At 33.8% G+C, this 16,004-nt stretch carries 18 protein-coding genes; 15 read left to right on the forward strand and 3 right to left on the reverse strand.

Features of this window, described 5'->3' with window-relative positions:
• Positions 1–41: 41 nt before the first annotated feature.
• The 11 genes from ACQY44_RS08085 (at position 42) to ACQY44_RS08135 (ending at position 8,075) form a co-directional block, all read left to right on the forward strand.
• The gene (locus ACQY44_RS08085) at positions 42–1,367 is read left to right on the forward strand and encodes a dihydrolipoamide acetyltransferase family protein (RefSeq protein WP_428229874.1); all 1,326 of its coding nucleotides are present in this window, start codon (positions 42–44) and stop codon (positions 1,365–1,367) included.
• Positions 1,368–1,584: 217 nt separating this feature from the next.
• Positions 1,585–2,355 (forward strand): exonuclease domain-containing protein, encoded by a 771-nt coding sequence (locus tag ACQY44_RS08090; RefSeq protein WP_428229875.1) that lies wholly within the window; start codon positions 1,585–1,587, stop codon positions 2,353–2,355.
• An 89-nt stretch (positions 2,356–2,444) separates the two neighbouring features.
• Entirely contained in the window at positions 2,445–3,056 is a 612-nt protein-coding gene (locus tag ACQY44_RS08095) for a fumarylacetoacetate hydrolase family protein (protein WP_428229876.1), read from the forward strand.
• Complete coding sequence (locus tag ACQY44_RS08100; protein WP_428229877.1) at positions 3,056–3,400, forward strand: Hpt domain-containing protein; 345 nt, start codon at positions 3,056–3,058, stop codon at positions 3,398–3,400. Before ACQY44_RS08095 ends, ACQY44_RS08100 begins: the two co-directional genes overlap by 1 nt.
• A 218-nt stretch (positions 3,401–3,618) precedes the next feature.
• On the forward strand, positions 3,619–4,872 hold the full coding sequence (locus tag ACQY44_RS08105) for a CinA family nicotinamide mononucleotide deamidase-related protein (protein ID WP_428229878.1): 1,254 nt from the start codon (positions 3,619–3,621) through the stop codon (positions 4,870–4,872).
• A 71-nt stretch (positions 4,873–4,943) separates the two neighbouring features.
• Entirely contained in the window at positions 4,944–5,180 is a 237-nt protein-coding gene (gene rpmB / locus ACQY44_RS08110) for a 50S ribosomal protein L28 (protein ID WP_008468080.1), read from the forward strand.
• Between the two features lie 27 nt (positions 5,181–5,207).
• A complete protein-coding gene (gene rpmG / locus ACQY44_RS08115; protein WP_047778459.1) occupies positions 5,208–5,390 on the forward strand; it encodes a 50S ribosomal protein L33 in 183 nt (60 codons plus the stop codon).
• Positions 5,391–5,492: 102 nt separating this feature from the next.
• Positions 5,493–5,645, forward strand: a complete 153-nt coding sequence (locus ACQY44_RS08120; protein ID WP_072961632.1) for a DUF4295 domain-containing protein — start codon at positions 5,493–5,495, stop codon at positions 5,643–5,645.
• Between the two features lie 259 nt (positions 5,646–5,904).
• Positions 5,905–6,858, forward strand: a complete 954-nt coding sequence (gene ftsY, locus ACQY44_RS08125) for a signal recognition particle-docking protein FtsY (protein WP_428229879.1) — start codon at positions 5,905–5,907, stop codon at positions 6,856–6,858.
• A 502-nt stretch (positions 6,859–7,360) separates the two neighbouring features.
• A complete protein-coding gene (locus ACQY44_RS08130; protein ID WP_428229880.1) occupies positions 7,361–7,801 on the forward strand; it encodes a lipocalin family protein in 441 nt (146 codons plus the stop codon).
• Complete coding sequence (locus ACQY44_RS08135) at positions 7,782–8,075, forward strand: DUF721 domain-containing protein (RefSeq protein ID WP_428229881.1); 294 nt, start codon at positions 7,782–7,784, stop codon at positions 8,073–8,075. The genes ACQY44_RS08130 and ACQY44_RS08135 overlap by 20 nt, the downstream gene beginning before the upstream one ends.
• 162 nt (positions 8,076–8,237) lie before the next feature.
• Here the strand turns inward: ACQY44_RS08135 and ACQY44_RS08140 are convergent, their stop codons facing one another.
• The 3 genes from ACQY44_RS08140 to bshC all read right to left on the reverse strand — a co-directional run bounded on the left by ACQY44_RS08140 (position 8,238) and on the right by bshC (position 11,993).
• Entirely contained in the window at positions 8,238–8,657 is a 420-nt protein-coding gene (locus tag ACQY44_RS08140; protein WP_428229882.1) for a nucleoside-diphosphate kinase, read from the reverse strand.
• Positions 8,658–8,927: 270 nt separating this feature from the next.
• Positions 8,928–10,199: an acyltransferase family protein gene (locus ACQY44_RS08145; protein ID WP_428229883.1), complete on the reverse strand. Its 1,272-nt coding sequence runs from the start codon at positions 10,197–10,199 to the stop codon at positions 8,928–8,930.
• Positions 10,200–10,403: 204 nt separating this feature from the next.
• The gene (gene bshC / locus ACQY44_RS08150; protein ID WP_428229884.1) at positions 10,404–11,993 is read right to left on the reverse strand and encodes a bacillithiol biosynthesis cysteine-adding enzyme BshC; all 1,590 of its coding nucleotides are present in this window, start codon (positions 11,991–11,993) and stop codon (positions 10,404–10,406) included.
• Between the two features lie 271 nt (positions 11,994–12,264).
• Here bshC and ACQY44_RS08155 point away from each other — a divergent pair, with 271 nt between their 5' ends.
• The 4 genes from ACQY44_RS08155 to ACQY44_RS08170 all read left to right on the forward strand — a co-directional run bounded on the left by ACQY44_RS08155 (position 12,265) and on the right by ACQY44_RS08170 (position 15,961).
• Positions 12,265–13,542, forward strand: coding sequence for an MFS transporter (locus ACQY44_RS08155; RefSeq protein ID WP_428229885.1), 1,278 nt, complete (start codon positions 12,265–12,267; stop codon positions 13,540–13,542).
• Positions 13,543–13,650: 108 nt separating this feature from the next.
• Positions 13,651–13,905, forward strand: a complete 255-nt coding sequence (locus tag ACQY44_RS08160; RefSeq protein ID WP_428229886.1) for an autorepressor SdpR family transcription factor — start codon at positions 13,651–13,653, stop codon at positions 13,903–13,905.
• Positions 13,906–13,907: 2 nt separating this feature from the next.
• Positions 13,908–14,570: an SdpI family protein gene (locus ACQY44_RS08165; RefSeq protein ID WP_428229887.1), complete on the forward strand. Its 663-nt coding sequence runs from the start codon at positions 13,908–13,910 to the stop codon at positions 14,568–14,570.
• Positions 14,571–14,596: 26 nt separating this feature from the next.
• Positions 14,597–15,961 carry an alpha/beta hydrolase family protein gene (locus ACQY44_RS08170; protein ID WP_428229888.1) on the forward strand — a complete coding sequence of 455 codons (1,365 nt, stop codon included), beginning with the start codon at positions 14,597–14,599 and terminating at the stop codon, positions 15,959–15,961.
• The last annotated feature ends 43 nt before the right edge of the window (positions 15,962–16,004 follow it).

Genomic DNA, 16,004 nt, shown 5'->3' on the forward strand with positions numbered 1-16,004 from the left:
TTCGCAATCAGAAAATCAAAATCATCCTTTAGATTAACAATATGGCAAGATTTGAATTAAAACTTCCTAAAATGGGAGAGAGTGTCGCTGAAGCAACTATTACCAACTGGTTGAAAGAAGTAGGAGACAAAATTGAAGCTGATGAAGCAGTACTTGAAATTGCGACTGATAAAGTTGATAGTGAGGTGCCTAGTGAAGTATCAGGAGTTTTGGTTGAACAGTTGTTTGGCAAAGATGATTTAGTTCAGGTAGGGCAAACCATTGCGATTATCGAGACAGAGGGTGATGCACCAGCTGTAAAAGTAACAGAAGAAGTGGCTCCGTCTGCTGAGGTTGCTGCGATTGAAGCAACAATTGAAACAGCGAAAGAAACAGTTGCTGCTCCACAAGATTTTTCAGGATCTGATAAGTTTTATTCTCCATTAGTAAAAAATATTGCAAAAGAAGAAGGGATTTCTGTTGCTGAATTAGAAAATATTGCCGGTTCAGGAAAAGATGGCCGAGTAACAAAAGAAGATATTTTAAAATATATTGAAACCCGTAAATCGGGCGTTGAAGCTCCTAAAGCGGTTGTTGCTACTCCAAAAGCAACAGAACCTGTAGTTCAGGCAGCTCCGGTGCAAAAAAGCCAACAAGCAGTTCCGGTTTCTGTAAATGGAGGTGATGAGATCATCGAAATGGACAGGATGCGTAAACTGATTTCCGGTTACATGACGGCTTCGGTGCAAACTTCGGCTCACGTACAATCGTTTATAGAGGTTGATGTGACGAATATTGTAAAATGGAGAGAAAAAGTAAAAACGGCTTTCGAAAAGAGAGAAGGCGAGAAGCTGACTTTTACGCCAATTATGATGGAGGCAGTTGCAAAAGCGCTGAAAGATTTTCCGGGTATGAATATTTCTGTAGATGGTGATTATATCATCAAAAAGAAAAATATAAATTTAGGAATGGCGGCAGCTTTACCAAACGGAAATTTAATTGTTCCTGTAATTAAAAATGCAGATCAGTTGAATCTGGTCGGCATGGCAAAAGCGGTAAATGATTTAGGAAACCGTGCAAAAGCCGGAAAACTAAAACCGGACGATACACAGGGCGGAACTTATACGGTAACGAACGTAGGTACTTTTGGTAGTGTTTTTGGAACGCCAATTATCAATCAGCCTCAGGTTGGAATCCTGGCTCTGGGGGCAATTCGCAAAGTGCCGGCGGTTATCGAAACTCCTGAAGGCGATTTCATCGGAATCCGCCAAAAAATGTTCTTGTCACATTCTTATGATCACAGAGTCGTTGATGGAGCTTTAGGTGGAAGTTTTGTAAAAAGAGTTGCAGAGTATTTAGAAGCTTTTGATGTAGACAGAGATTTCTAAAATCAAATAAAAATAAATTCAAAAACCGGGAGATTTTAATAATTTTCCGGTTTTTTTGTTTGTAAGAAAAGGTTAAGAAAATGAATGTGAGCTTTCGTTCAGAATGAATTTAAAAGTTAAAATCGCAAAATTGAGTCCGGTTTTGTTTAAAAAAATCAAGAATAAAAGAGGAAATTCCGCTTTAAAAATTACATTTGTAATCTTATAAAATTAAAAAATGGAACTGAAACTGAACAAACCAATTTGCTTTTTTGATCTTGAAACAACTGGAATTGATATCGGAAAAGATCGAATTGTAGAAATTTCAATATTCAAAGTTTTTCCAAACGGAAACAAAGAAAGTAAAACCTGGTTAGTGAATCCTACGATTCCAATTCCGCCGCAAACTACTGCCGTTCATGGTATCACAGACGAAAAAGTGGCCAACGAACCTACTTTTGCAGAACTGGCGCCCCAAGTTCATAATATGATAAAGGATAGTGATTTAGGAGGTTTTAATTCAGATCGTTTTGATATTCCGTTACTGGCTGAAGAATTGCTTCGCGCCGGAGTTGATTTTGATATGAAAAATAAAGTGTCAGTAGATGTGCAGACTATTTTTCATAAAATGGAAGAGCGTACTTTGAGTGCGGCATTAAAATTCTATTGCGGAAAAAATCTTGAAAATGCCCATTCTGCCGAAGCGGATACGATGGCGACGTATGAAATTCTAAAAGCACAATTAGATCGTTATCCGGATTTAGAAAATGATATGAAATCATTGTCTGAATTTACAACCCGCAAAAAGATAGCTGATTTTGCCGGAATGATTGCTTTTGATAAAGATAACGAAGAAATTTTTACCTTCGGAAAACATAAAGGTGCTAAAGTCGATAAAATTCTTGAAACAGAACCGGGTTATTTCAGCTGGATTCAAAATGCTGATTTTCCGTTGTATACCAAAAAGGTTTTAACGGCGATTAAACTAAGAAAGTTAAATACTAAATAAGGAGCTAAATTGCTAAGGCTCTGAGTTGCTAAGTTTTTTGCATAGTTCTTAGGGCCTTAGTAGCTTAGTAACTTAGTAACTCAAAAAAAATGAAAATAATCTGTATCGGTAGAAATTATACCAATCATATTGAGGAGTTAAAAAACGAACGTCCTGCAGAGCCAGTGGTTTTTATGAAACCGGATTCAGCAGTTTTGTTGAAACAACATCCGTTTGTTATACCTGAATTTTCTGAAGAGATTCATCACGAAATAGAGATAATTGTTAAGATTAACAAAGTAGGTAAGTATATTGATCCTAAGTTTGCGCACAAGTACTACGATGAGATAAGTGTAGGTATCGATTTTACTGCCAGAGATTTACAAGATAAATTAAAAGCAAAAGGATTGCCCTGGGAAAAAGCAAAAGCCTTTGATGGTTCTGCGGTTATTGGAGACTTTTTACCAAAAACCGATTTTATTTCTATGGAAAATCTTACATTTGAGTTGACAAACAATTCTCAAACAGTTCAAAAAGGAAATACAAGTTTTATGCTTTGGAAAATTGATGAGCTTGTTTCGTATGTATCGCAATTTTTTACCTTGAAAATTGGAGATATTATTTTCACAGGAACTCCTGAGGGGGTTGCTGCTGTGAAACCAAATGATGTTTTAGAAGGCTTTTTAGAAGATAAAAAATTATTCAGAATACAAGTAAAATAATGGCTTTAAAATACAACCTTTCGAAAGTATATGCGCTTTCAGACAATGATCCTGAATTTGTAAACGAAATTCTTAAATTATTTGTAACCGAAGTTCCTGAGGATTTAAAACAAATCAAAGAGGGAATCAAAAAAAAGGACCATAAATATGCCTATTCTTATGCGCACAAAATAAAGCCAACATTAGATTTAATGGGTTTAAATGTCGCTTTTGAAGAAATTCTGCAAGTCGAAGCCTGGACGAAGGTCGAAGGTAAGAAAAAAGAAATTATCGAAACTTTTAAAAGTATTAAACTACAGGTAAAAGAGGCGATCAAAGAAATTAAAAAAGATTTTGATTTGTAAAATGCGGGCGTGTCCCTGTTTTTGCCCTTTTTTAATTTAAGGCAAAAACAGGGTCGGGTTATTCGCTATATCTTTTGTTCCATAAAATTTTCGGTTAACGATACGTCTCTTTTGTCACAAAAGGATGCCGCTGCTACCCCTCACGCAAAAAAATCGTTACGACAATAACCTGCTTTATAATAATGACTTAAATAAGTAAGTAAAAATATTCTACAGCTATGAAAGCAACTATCATTACTATTGGAGACGAAATTTTAATAGGTCAAATTGTAGATACAAATTCAGGTTTTATCGCAAAATCTCTTGACCGAATCGGTGTTGAAGTTCATGAAATGATTTCGATAAGCGATGATAAAAAACACATTTTAGACACGTTTGCGCAATTGCAAAATAAAGTCGATGTTGTGATTGTAACAGGTGGTTTAGGGCCAACAAAAGACGATGTCACAAAAAAAACTTTCTGCGATTATTTTGATGATGAGCTAGTCGTAAATCCGGAAGTTCTGGCGCACGTGACGGAATTGATCGAAGGGTTTTATAAACGACCAATTTCACAATTAAATAAAGATCAGGCCTTAGTTCCTTCAAAATGCACCGTTTTGCATAATAAAATGGGGACGGCGCCGGGAATGTGGATGAAGAAAGAAAATACCGTATTTGTTTCGCTTCCGGGAGTTCCGTATGAAATGAAATATTTGGTCGAAGAAGAGATCATTCCTAAAATTGTTCGCGAATACAAACGACCTTATATCATTCATAAAACTATTTTAACGTGCGGTCAGGGCGAGAGTCTGGTTGCGGAACGTATCGAACATTGGGAAAATAATCTGCCTGAATTCATCAAGCTGGCTTATTTGCCAAATCCCGGAAGAGTACGTTTGCGATTGTCTGCCAGAGGAACGAATAAGGAGTTGCTCGAAGCTGCGATAGAGGAGAATGTAAAATCATTAGATGCTATTATTCATGATATTATAGTAGGCTATGAAGAAAATGAGACAATAGAATCCGTAGTAGGGAAAATTCTTTCAAGAGAAAATAAAACTATTGCAACTGCAGAAAGTTTTACGGGCGGAAAAATTGCATCTGTTTTGTCAGCTGTTCCCGGAGCTTCTAACTACTTCAAAGGTAGTATAGTTTCGTATGCAACAGAGGCGAAGGTTAATGTTCTCGGTGTCTCGCAGGATTTAGTAGATCAATTTTCAGTAGTTAGTGCAGAGGTTGCATCGGCTATGGCTTTGAATGTGAAAGAGATACTTAAAACAGACTATGCAATTGCTACAACCGGGAACGCCGGACCGACAAAAGGAGACTCTAATGCTGAAATTGGAGCTGTTTTTATCGCTTTGGCAACTCCAAACGGAATAATTGTGGAAGAATTTAATTTTGGCCAACCACGTGAAAAAGTGATAGATAGAGCCGTGATTAAGAGTTTAGAAATATTACAGAAAGAAATTTTAAAAAATGTGCTTTAATTTTTTGTTTCAATCGTTTATTTTTCTTTTCTTTGCACCCTGATTTTGAATAACGATAAAAGATAAGTATAATGTCAAGAGTTTGTGACCTTACAGGTAAAAGAGCGATGGTAGGAAATAACGTTTCTCACGCTATGAACAAAACTAAGAGAAAATTTTCTGTAAACTTAGTTAAAAAGCGTTTTTATCTTCCAGAAGAAGATAGATGGATTACTCTTAGAGTAGCAGCATCTACGATAAAAACAATTAATAAAAATGGAATCACTGCTGTTTTGAAAAAAGCACAGTCAGAAGGATTTATCAAATAATCTTTTCCTAAATAAATATATAGCAAGATGGCAAAGAAAGGTAATAGAATCCAGGTAATTTTAGAATGTACAGAACACAAGACTTCTGGTGTTTCAGGTACTTCAAGATACATAACAACTAAGAACAAAAAAAATACTCCGGACAGATTAGAGATTAAGAAATTTAATCCAATCTTGAAACGTGTAACTGTTCACAAAGAAATTAAGTAATAATTTAGAGATTTTAATACAATCTTATAATGTCGATTATTAAGTAATACTTGTAATACGATAACATTTAAAGATTTATTGAATTTCAATAACATTTAAATCATGGCAAAGAAAACCGTAGCATCGTTACAAACAGCTTCTAAGAGATTATCAAAAGCCATCAAAATGGTGAAATCTCCTAAAACTGGTGCATATACATTCGTAGAATCTATTATGGCTCCTGAAGAAGTTGATACTTTCTTGAAAAAGAAATAATAACAATTACAGTATATAGAAAAGCTACTTTCATTCGGAAGTAGCTTTTTTATTTTTTATATTTGTCTAAAATTTTATAGAAATATAACAATTGGCTTTTTTTTTAGCTAAAGTTCCTGATAACCTCTCTATCTTTACTGTCCCAAAGGATGTAGATACTATCAAGGATCAGGTAGAAAAAGTTGATCTTCTATAAATATTAGGATTATTTAGATGGTCAAAGAATCGGATAGTCTAAAAAACTAACAACCTATAAAAAATGAGTTTTTTTAAAAAATTATTCTCTACTGATAAAAAAGAGACTTTAGACAAAGGTCTTGAAAAATCAAAAACTACTTTTTTCTCAAAGTTAAGCAAAGCCGTTGCCGGAAAATCTAAAGTCGATGACGACGTTTTAGATGATCTGGAGGAAATTCTGGTAGCTTCGGATGTTGGTGTAAATACAACACTGAAAGTTATTTCAAGAATTGAAAAACGCGTCGCTGAAGACAAATATTTAGGTACAGATGAGCTGAACCAAATTCTGCGTGAAGAAATTGGAGCTTTATTGTCTGAAACAAATACTGGAGAAGCCACCGAATTTGAAATTCCGAAAGATAAAAAACCATACGTTTTAATGGTAGTTGGTGTCAATGGCGTTGGTAAAACAACTACAATTGGTAAACTGGCTTATCAGTTTAAAAAAGCAGGTTATAAAGTAGTTTTAGGAGCTGCAGATACTTTTCGTGCCGCTGCTATCGATCAATTGCAAGTTTGGGCAGATCGCGTAGATGTGCCAATTGTCAGACAAAATATGGGGAGTGATCCTGCGTCTGTTGCTTTTGATACTTTACAATCAGCTGTAGCTCAAAATGCCGATGTGGTTATTATAGATACTGCCGGACGTTTACACAACAAAGTCAATTTGATGAACGAACTTACCAAGGTAAAACGTGTTATGCAAAAAGTCGTTACTGATGCACCTCATGATGTACTTTTGGTTTTAGACGGTTCGACGGGTCAAAATGCTTTTGAACAAGCCAAACAATTTACTGCGGCAACTGAGGTTACTTCGCTTGCGGTAACTAAATTAGACGGAACTGCAAAAGGTGGTGTTGTAATTGGTATTTCAGATCAGTTTCAGATTCCTGTAAAATACATTGGTGTTGGTGAAGGAATTGAAGATTTGCAGGTTTTTAATAAATATGAATTTGTAGATAGTTTTTTTAAATAGTTTATAATGAGTTTTTCTTCTTTAAAAAATATAACGCCTCTTACTTTTTATTTTGGAAGCGTTATTTGTTTCGTTTTGGCAAATGTAATCAGGGATCAAACTCTGTCTTTTTACTATGTTTTATTAGTATTGGGATTAGTCTTCTTTTTTATGGGAATACTGAAGAGACTACGTACGAAACGATAATTAATAATAATAAATTTCTTCTGTAAGATTGCATCAATTGCATTGTTGATTTTTTTTGATAATGTTTATAACTTGATGGTGATCTTATTTTTTGTTTTCTTGAATTTTTATTTCTTTTGAATTTTATAAAGTTAACTTTGTATCACAAAATATTCTTTTGAAAACCGGAACCCTAGCCCTGATGGGAGCGGTATCCTTTTTCTTGCTCCTTTAGCAGGAAAAAGATATAGCGGACAGCAGGAAATAGCTTCTGACTCTTGTCCTGAAGCTTTGGGATGTTCAGGGTGTCAGTTATTTAATTTTAATAAAATATAGTATGAAAAACACTTTTATGATTTTGGTTCTATCGCTCTTGTTTTTGGGGTGCAGGCAAGAAATTAAACCGGCTGATATTGCGAAATTAAATGGTTATTGGGAAATCGAAAAAGTAATTTTTGATAAAGGTGAAGAGAAAGATTACGGAATGAATGAGAGTTTTGATTATTTTAATATAAAAAATAACAAAGGGATTCGAAAGAAGGTAATGCCTCAGTTTGACGGCACTTTTTTAACGAGTGATTCTTTTGAAAGTGTTTCAGTTCGATTTAAAGGCGATCAGGTTTTTCTGGATTATAAAACAGATTATGCAAAGTGGAGCGAGGAATTGATTTCGATTTCAGAGGAGAAGATGGTGGTGAAAAATCAGCAGAAAAAAGAGTATCATTATAAAAAAGCAGGAGCAATAAATTTATTAGAAGATGGCAAAAAGACTAAATAATCAGACGATTGGGGCTGTTTTGCAACAGATTATCCAGGTGAATAAATTGGGTGCAGGAATGGACCAAATTGATGTAAAAGAGGCATGGAGGCAACTAATGGGAAATGGTGTGAATACATATACCAAAAACGTTGTTTTGAAAGGAAGCACACTTTACGTTGAATTGGGATCTGCGGTTTTAAGGGAAGAATTAAGCCATGGAAAAACTAAAATCGTGAAAATGATTAATGAAGAGTTGGGGCGTGAGGTCGTAAAGGATGTAATTTTGCGTTAGACTTCTCAGATTATTTAGACTGGCTTAGATCTTAAGTTTTTTGAGATGAGAATTACTTAGCAATTTAAGGATATAGTATAAAAAGAAAACCCACTTCAGGCGAAGTGGGTTTTCTTTTTATAAGATTCAGTAATCTAGAAGTCTGTATCTGGAAAACTAATATTAGAATTGCTCTCTTCCAGCAAAGTGGAATGCACCTTCGATAGCAGCGTTTTCGTCGCTATCAGAACCGTGTACTGCATTTTCTCCGATAGAAGTTGCATATGCTTTACGAATAGTTCCTTCAGCAGCTTCAGCAGGATTTGTAGCTCCAATTAAAGTTCTGAAATCTTCTACTGCGTTGTCTTTTTCTAAAATTGCAGCAACAATTGGTCCACGAGACATGAATTCAACTAATTCTCCGTAGAAAGGTCTTTCTGCGTGAACTGCGTAAAATGCTTTAGCATCAGCTACAGTTAATTGAGTTAATTTTAATGAAACGATTTTGAATCCTCCAGTAGTAATCATTGCTAAGATATTTCCGATGTGTCCGTTTTGAACTGCATCCGGCTTAATCATTGTAAACGTTCTATTTGTTGCCATTTTATTGCTTATTTTTAATTTTGTGCAAAAGTATACTTTTTTATGAATTGATTTTAATTAATTCATAATTAAAACACGATAGAATGATGTTTTTATTAATAGAATCTGTTTTTTAAACGATATATGTAGAGATACACTGCAGTACATTTAACACAAGGCGTGTAATAATAAAAAAAGACACATTGCTGTGCGTCTCTACTTTAAGTTTTGTCAGTTTGAGCGGAGTCGGGAACACGCAAAGCATTTCAGCTCCGCTCAATGTGACAATAATTAAACTTTAAAAATTAATTTGTTTTTATAGAAAATCCACAAGATAAACGTCCAGATTCCCACATACACCAGTGCTCCGGCTAAAGAAGCCGTCATCGGATTACTGAAAAATGGTGCAATTCCGAAAGTATACAAATAATTTAAAAGATTGATTTTCTCAGAAGGATTGTGTGGATTTTGAAATTCAATCATTACTAAGGCTTGCGGAATAATCTGTGAGCTAAAGAAAACAATCATTGGATTTACGCCCCAGATCAAGAATGGTTTGAATCCTTTTTTATAATCAGCAATATCAATGATGTAATATAACAGGGTTAGAAATACCGTTGCTAATCCTGTAGTGTATAGAACATAGCTGCTTGTCCAGAGTGATTTGTTTATTGGGAAGATGAGATCCCAGAGGAGACCAAAAAAGATAAGTATCGTACCGATAATCCCCATTTTTTGTGCTTTTTGAATTTTGATTGCGTTAGTTTGTAGAACTTGTCCAATCAATAAACCAATGATTCCGTTTACGATAGATGGAATTGTACTTAAAACTCCTTCAGGGTCCCAGGTTACAGTTCCGCGATACATATGACCTTTTAGCAGGACACTGTCAAGCCACGAAGCTAAATTCGTTCCTTTATCAAGATTTGCAGCCCCAATTCCTGGAACGGGAATTAAGGTCATTATTGCCCAATATCCTAATAATAAAATGATTCCGGTTATGATTTGGGTTTTTTGAGATGTTTTTAAATACAAAAGGGAAACTACAAAATAAATAATGGCAATTCGTTGTAAAACTCCCGGTAAGCGTACATCATGATACGCTTCGATACCGCTATACGCTAAAAACAGATAAATAGCGAGAATTGAAAAGGCCAGAATATTTTTAACTTTTGAACTAAAACTCCCCATTAATGCATAGCCAACAGCAATGGTAATAATTAAACGACCAATTAAAAGTGGAATTCCCTCAAGACCGAATAATTGTATTTTTCCAAAAAAGTTGAAGAAAATCCCCAAACAAAGCATTCGCAAAGAGCGAACTAAAATTTTATTGAAGGTAGTCCCGTCATAAAATTTATCAGGCATTGCCAGCGGAACTGCCACTCCCATAATAAAGATAAAAAATGGAAAAACTAAATCAGTGGGCGTGCAACCATGCCATTCTGAATGTAATAAAGGTCCGTAAACATGTCCCCAATCTCCGGGATTATTTACAATTGTCATTAGTAAAATGGTTAATCCTCTAAAGACATCTAAAGATATCAAGCGCTCTCTGGTCATAATTTTGGTAAATAGGTTAATTTTTGTTTTAAAAGTTACTATTTGGTTTAGAGAGGCAATAATTTCAGAAGAGGTGGTTATTTGTTTCTGAGGATTACTACTTTATTGTCTGTCTGCCATGAATTGCACTAATTTTCACGAATGTAAAAAAGTATAAAGAAAAGCAGATAATTAGTGTAAATTAGTGCAATTCGTGGCGAAAACTTATATCATAATTATATTAAAATTCGTTTCTAATGGTTTTAATTTTTGAATTAAAAGTGGAATTAATTGTTCCCCTTTTTCTAAATAAAATTCAGAAAAATTGGTCTGGCGTTCCTGCAAACTTTGATTAGGGAATAACTCGAATTGTAAATCTGTCACGCGTTGTAATTCGTTATCTAATTTTCGTTTTTGTGCTTTTAATAATCTTTTTTCAAGATTATCTAAACCTTTCTTTTGTTTAACTTCCTGTGCTTTTACAGCGCCTGTAAATGACTTATCCGTTTGTTGTGCCAATTCGTAAAGATATTCAAATTGTTTTTCTAATGCTTGTTTTTGAGGTGTTAAATCAATTGGAAAAGCAGATAATTTGTGTGTAATCGCATTAATCAAATCAGATGGTTTTGTAAAAAGATCAGCCCAGCTTAAACCTAAGTTATCAGCTTTTTTAACTTGTTTTTCAGTTGCTAAAAGTACCGAGTTACGAACTAAAAGCATCGGAAAAGTAATATTTACGGCTTCAAAGAATGACTTTAATTCTAACCAATAGGCAATTTCGCCACCTCCGCCAATGTAACATAAATTGGGTAAAATGATTTCCTGATACAACGGACGCATAATTACGTTTGGACTAAATTTTTCCGGATTACTTTCTAATAATTTGAAGATCTGGTCTTTTGAAAATGAGATTTTGGTATTGTTGACAAAGTATTTATTGTTCTCAAAAATAATTCTTTCGCGTAAATCGTCTTCAATATAAAATAAATTGATTTCACGAGGATTTACCTGAACGGTATAAGTTGCAAGCTTTTCGATGGTTTCCTGAACCGCTCTGAAAGAAGTTTGTTGTTTTAATTCTTCTTTTATGTACGGAATAAAAGCTTGTTTTAAATTCGAATCATCGGCATCTAAAATCACTAAACCATAATTGGCAAATAAACTATTGGCTAAAAAACGGGTGGCATCTGCTAAGTTTTCGTGTTTTATATAGGCTTCTTCAAACAGTTTTTTTATGAAGCCGGCATTTGTACTTGATCCTAATTCTGCAGCATAAATTTCAAAGAATTCAGCTAAACCTTCAGTAGAAAGTCTTCCGACAGGACCTGTGCTTTCTTTATTCCAACGGAACTTCTTTCCTTTAAAATTAAAATAATTGATCTCTTCAAAGTCATGATCCTCGGTCGCCATCCAATAAACGGGAACGAAATTATTCGCAGGATATTTTAGTTTTAATTCCTTCGTCAGATTAATTGTCGAAATGATCTTATATAAGAAATACAACGGGCCACTAAATAAATTTAATTGGTGCCCGGTTGTTATTGTAAACGTATTTTGAAGTGCTAAAAGCTCGATGTTTTGTTTTGTCGAATCAGAAATTTCGATATTCTGATACTGCTTTTTTAAAGTTTCAACCAAAGGGATTCGATTTTGATTATCGAAGTTGGCTTGTTTTTCAATGATTTGTTTTTCAAAGTTTTCCAGGGTTGGAAAATGATTGTACAGCGGTTTTAATTCTGATTTTTGATCTAAATAATGTTGCATTAACTTAGAGAAATATCCTGAAGTTTGGTAGCTGATACAGTCGGTTGGCATAATTTTAAATTTATTTTTGACAGCTGTAAATTTAATGAAAATATGCAGTTAAATTCAGTTTTAACGATTGCTTATGATTTGATTTTTGATTTTTATTTTAAAGTACCTGTAATCAGGTTTTTAATTTTGATTGAATTGATGTTGTGTAAAATGTAAAACACATGAAATTTGTTAAAAATACAGAGGGGTTTTAAAACTAATTGTTCTAAATGTGAAATATTAACAACGAAACTATATTTTTGTAACCAAAAAAAAGATATATCTATTTTATATGGAAACTAACCCGAAAAAGAAGAACTCATTAAAACATGTTCTTTTTGGTTCTTTAATTGGAACTACAATTGAATTTTTTGATTTTTATATTTATGCCAATGCAGCCGTATTGGTTTTTCCGCAATTATTTTTTCCGGGTTCTAATTCGACTATGGCGACTCTGGAATCTTTAGCGACTTTTTCAATAGCTTTTTTATCGCGTCCTTTAGGTTCTGCCTTTTTTGGACATTACGGAGACAAAATCGGACGTAAATTTACTCTGGTTGCCGCTTTATTAACGATGGGTATTTCGACTGTTGCCATTGGTTTTTTACCAAGTTATGCCAGTATTGGCGTTGCAGCTCCTTTATTATTAATGCTGTGTCGATTTGGACAAGGTGTAGGTTTAGGTGGTGAATGGGGAGGAGCTGTTTTATTGGCTATCGAAAATGCACCGCCAAATAAACGTGCCTGGTACGGAATGTTTCCGCAATTGGGGGCTCCAATAGGATTGCTACTTTCAGGAGGAACTTTTTTATTTTTGACCGATTCAATGAGCAATGAAGATTTTATGGATTATGGATGGAGAATCCCGTTTATTGCCAGCTCTCTTTTGGTAGTAATTGGTTTTTACATTCGAACAAAAATAACTGAAACACCTTCTTTCGAAAATGCTAAAAAAGAACAGGAAGAAGTTAAAGTTCCTTTTTTAACACTTGTAAAATCGTATAAAAATCAATTGATTTTTGGAACTTTTGCCGCTATTACCACTTTTTTGGTTTTTTATTTAATGACTGTGTTTACGTTGAGTTGGGCGACTTCAGATTTAGGAATTGTCAAAAGAGACGGATTATTAATACAATTGTTTTCGGTATTGTTTTTTGCCATTTTTATTCCGGTTTCGGCTGTAGTAGCAGATAAAATTGGCCGCCGTAAGATGCTAATTACAGCTACAGTAGCTATCGGGATGTTTGGATTTTTCTTCTCTTACTTTTTAAGCTCGGGAAATATTGTTTTAGTGACCATTTTTGCCTGTATCGGAATGGCTTTAATGGGATTTACTTATGGGCCTTTAGGAACTTTTTTATCGGAGTTGTTTCCAACAAATGTTCGTTATTCCGGTGCGTCCCTAACTTTTAATATGGCGGGGATTCTGGGTGCTGCTTTTGCGCCTATGATCGCAATTTGGTTAGCCTCTACTTATAGTGTGAGTTATGTAGGTCTGTATTTAACAATTGCGGCATGTATCTCTTTGTTTGCCTTTTTAGTGATTAGCAAAGAGGAGCACAAGTTTTAAAAGTTTAATTTGCAATAATTTTATAAAGAGGCTTTAATTTAAAATTAAGGTCTTTTTTTTTTTTGTTAATTAAAAAAGTATTTAGATATTTGTCTAAATATATAAATGATGAATGATATTTTTAAGGCATTAAACGATGCAACCCGCAGAGAAATTCTTGAACTTTTAAAAGAGAAAGATTTGTCAGCCGGAGAAATTGCTGATGCGTTTAATATTTCAAAACCCAGTATTTCGCATCATTTGGATATTTTGAAACGTGCAGATTTAATTACTTCTGAAAAAAACGGGCAATTCATCATTTACACCATCAATACCACCATAATGGAAGATGTTTTGCAATGGATACTAACCTTTAAAAAATAAAAATGAATTTAGAACTAAAAAAAGAACTTCCAATAATTGGAATTGTTTTGACACCTTTTGTGTATTTAGCTATTATTTGGGACAGCCTTCCTCAGCGAGTTCCAATACATTGGAATTATAAGGGGGAAATTGATAATTGGGGCGACAAGTTTTCCCTTATTTTGATATTGTTCCTCTTGCCGGTTTTGATGTATGTTTTGATGACTTTTATTCCAAAAATCGATCCTAAAAAGAGAATTTCTTTAATGGGAGGAAAATTTTATCAACTCAAATTTTTTTTGGTGCTGTTTATGTCTTTAGTGGCACTATTAATTCTTTATACGACAAAAGAGCGATCAGTAAATAATCCTAATTTAGTTTTTGCATTATTGGGGGTGCTATTAATGATTTTTGGGAATTATTTTAAAGTAATTCAACCTAATTATTTTATAGGAATACGTACGCCATGGACACTGGAAAATAGTGAAGTATGGAAAGCTACTCATGGATTTGCAGGTAAAATTTGGCTTATTGGAGGTTTTATTCTAATGTTAGGAGGATTAGTTCTAAACAATGCATTCGGTAATGTATTTGTTTCTATCATTCTAATTTTGGCATTAATTCCAATAGTTTATTCTTTTATAAAATTCAAACAAATACAAAAAAGAGATCATCAATCAAATTAGTTTACTTACACAATCAATCAAAGAAAATGACAAAAATTATACTTATTTTAATAACAGTTTTAAGCTCTTTTATCATGAGAGGACAAGAGATTTCAGGAAAATGGAATGGTGTTTTAAAAGTACAGGGCACTCAATTAAGAGTATCATTTAATGTTACTCAAACAGAAAATGGTTATAAAGCAACAATGGATAGTCCGGATCAGAAAGTGACTGGGATTCCTTTAGAAAAAACAATCTTTGAGAATTCAATTTTAAAATTAGAAATACCAAGTGCTCAAATTTCCTATTTAGGAACATTAAATAAAGACAATATTATTGTAGGTACTTTTACGCAAGGCGGGCAATCTTTTGAGATGAATTTATCCAAAGAAGAAATTCAAAAACAAGTATTTGCCAGACCACAAGAGCCGCAAAAACCTTTTCCGTATTATACCGAAGAAGTAAAATTTGAGAATAAAACAGATCATGTGACTTTAGCAGGAACTTTGTCTTTACCTAAAAAAGAGGGTAATTTTCCAGCAGTAATTTTAATTACCGGAAGTGGTAAACAAAATAGGGATGAAGAAATACTAAGACATAAACCATTTTTAGTGTTGTCTGATTATTTGACTAAAAAAGGAATCGCTGTTTTGCGTTTTGATGATCGTGGTGCGGGCGAATCTACCGGTGATTATACAAAATCATCAACAATCGATTTTGCCAGAGATGTTCAGGCTGGAGTTGATTATTTAAAAAACAGAAAAGAAATTAATAAAAACAAAATTGGATTAATAGGTCATAGTGAGGGCGGAGTAATCGCTCCAATCATTGCAGGAAATTCAAAAGCCATTGACTTTATTGTTTTATTAGCCGCGCCAGGTCTTCGTGGGGATAAATTGTTATTATTACAAAAAGAAATACTTGAAAAGCAATTTGGAGTTCCTGAAAATGACATTCAAAAAGGTCAGGAAATTTTTAAAGGTGCTTATGAAATTGTCTTGGCTTCTGCTGCAAATGATGAAAAGTTGAAAAATAATTTAAGTAGCTATGCTCAGTCAAAATTTGATGATAAAACGGCAAAATTATTTGTAGATCAAATTACAAATGTATGGTGGTACAATTTTTTAAGAATTGATCCCGCAGTAGCTTTAGCAAAAGTAAAATGCCCTGTTTTAGCTCTTAATGGCAGCAAAGATTTACAAGTTCCTGCAACTGTTAATTTAGAAACGATTAAAAAAGTTTTAATTAAGGCAGGGAATAAAAATGCAACAATCAAAGAGCTTCCTGGTTTAAATCATTTGTTTCAGGAATGTAAAACCGGTTCTCCTCAGGAATATGATTCGATTGAGCAGACATTTTCTCCTATAGCTTTAGAAGAAATATCGAATTGGCTTTTGGTACAAACAAAATAAGATGCATAATCTCTAAATAAAAAATAACCGCAAAATTTACTTT

Origin of the sequence: Flavobacterium sp. (genome assembly GCF_965277525.1) — a bacterium.
Classification (GTDB): domain Bacteria; phylum Bacteroidota; class Bacteroidia; order Flavobacteriales; family Flavobacteriaceae; genus Flavobacterium.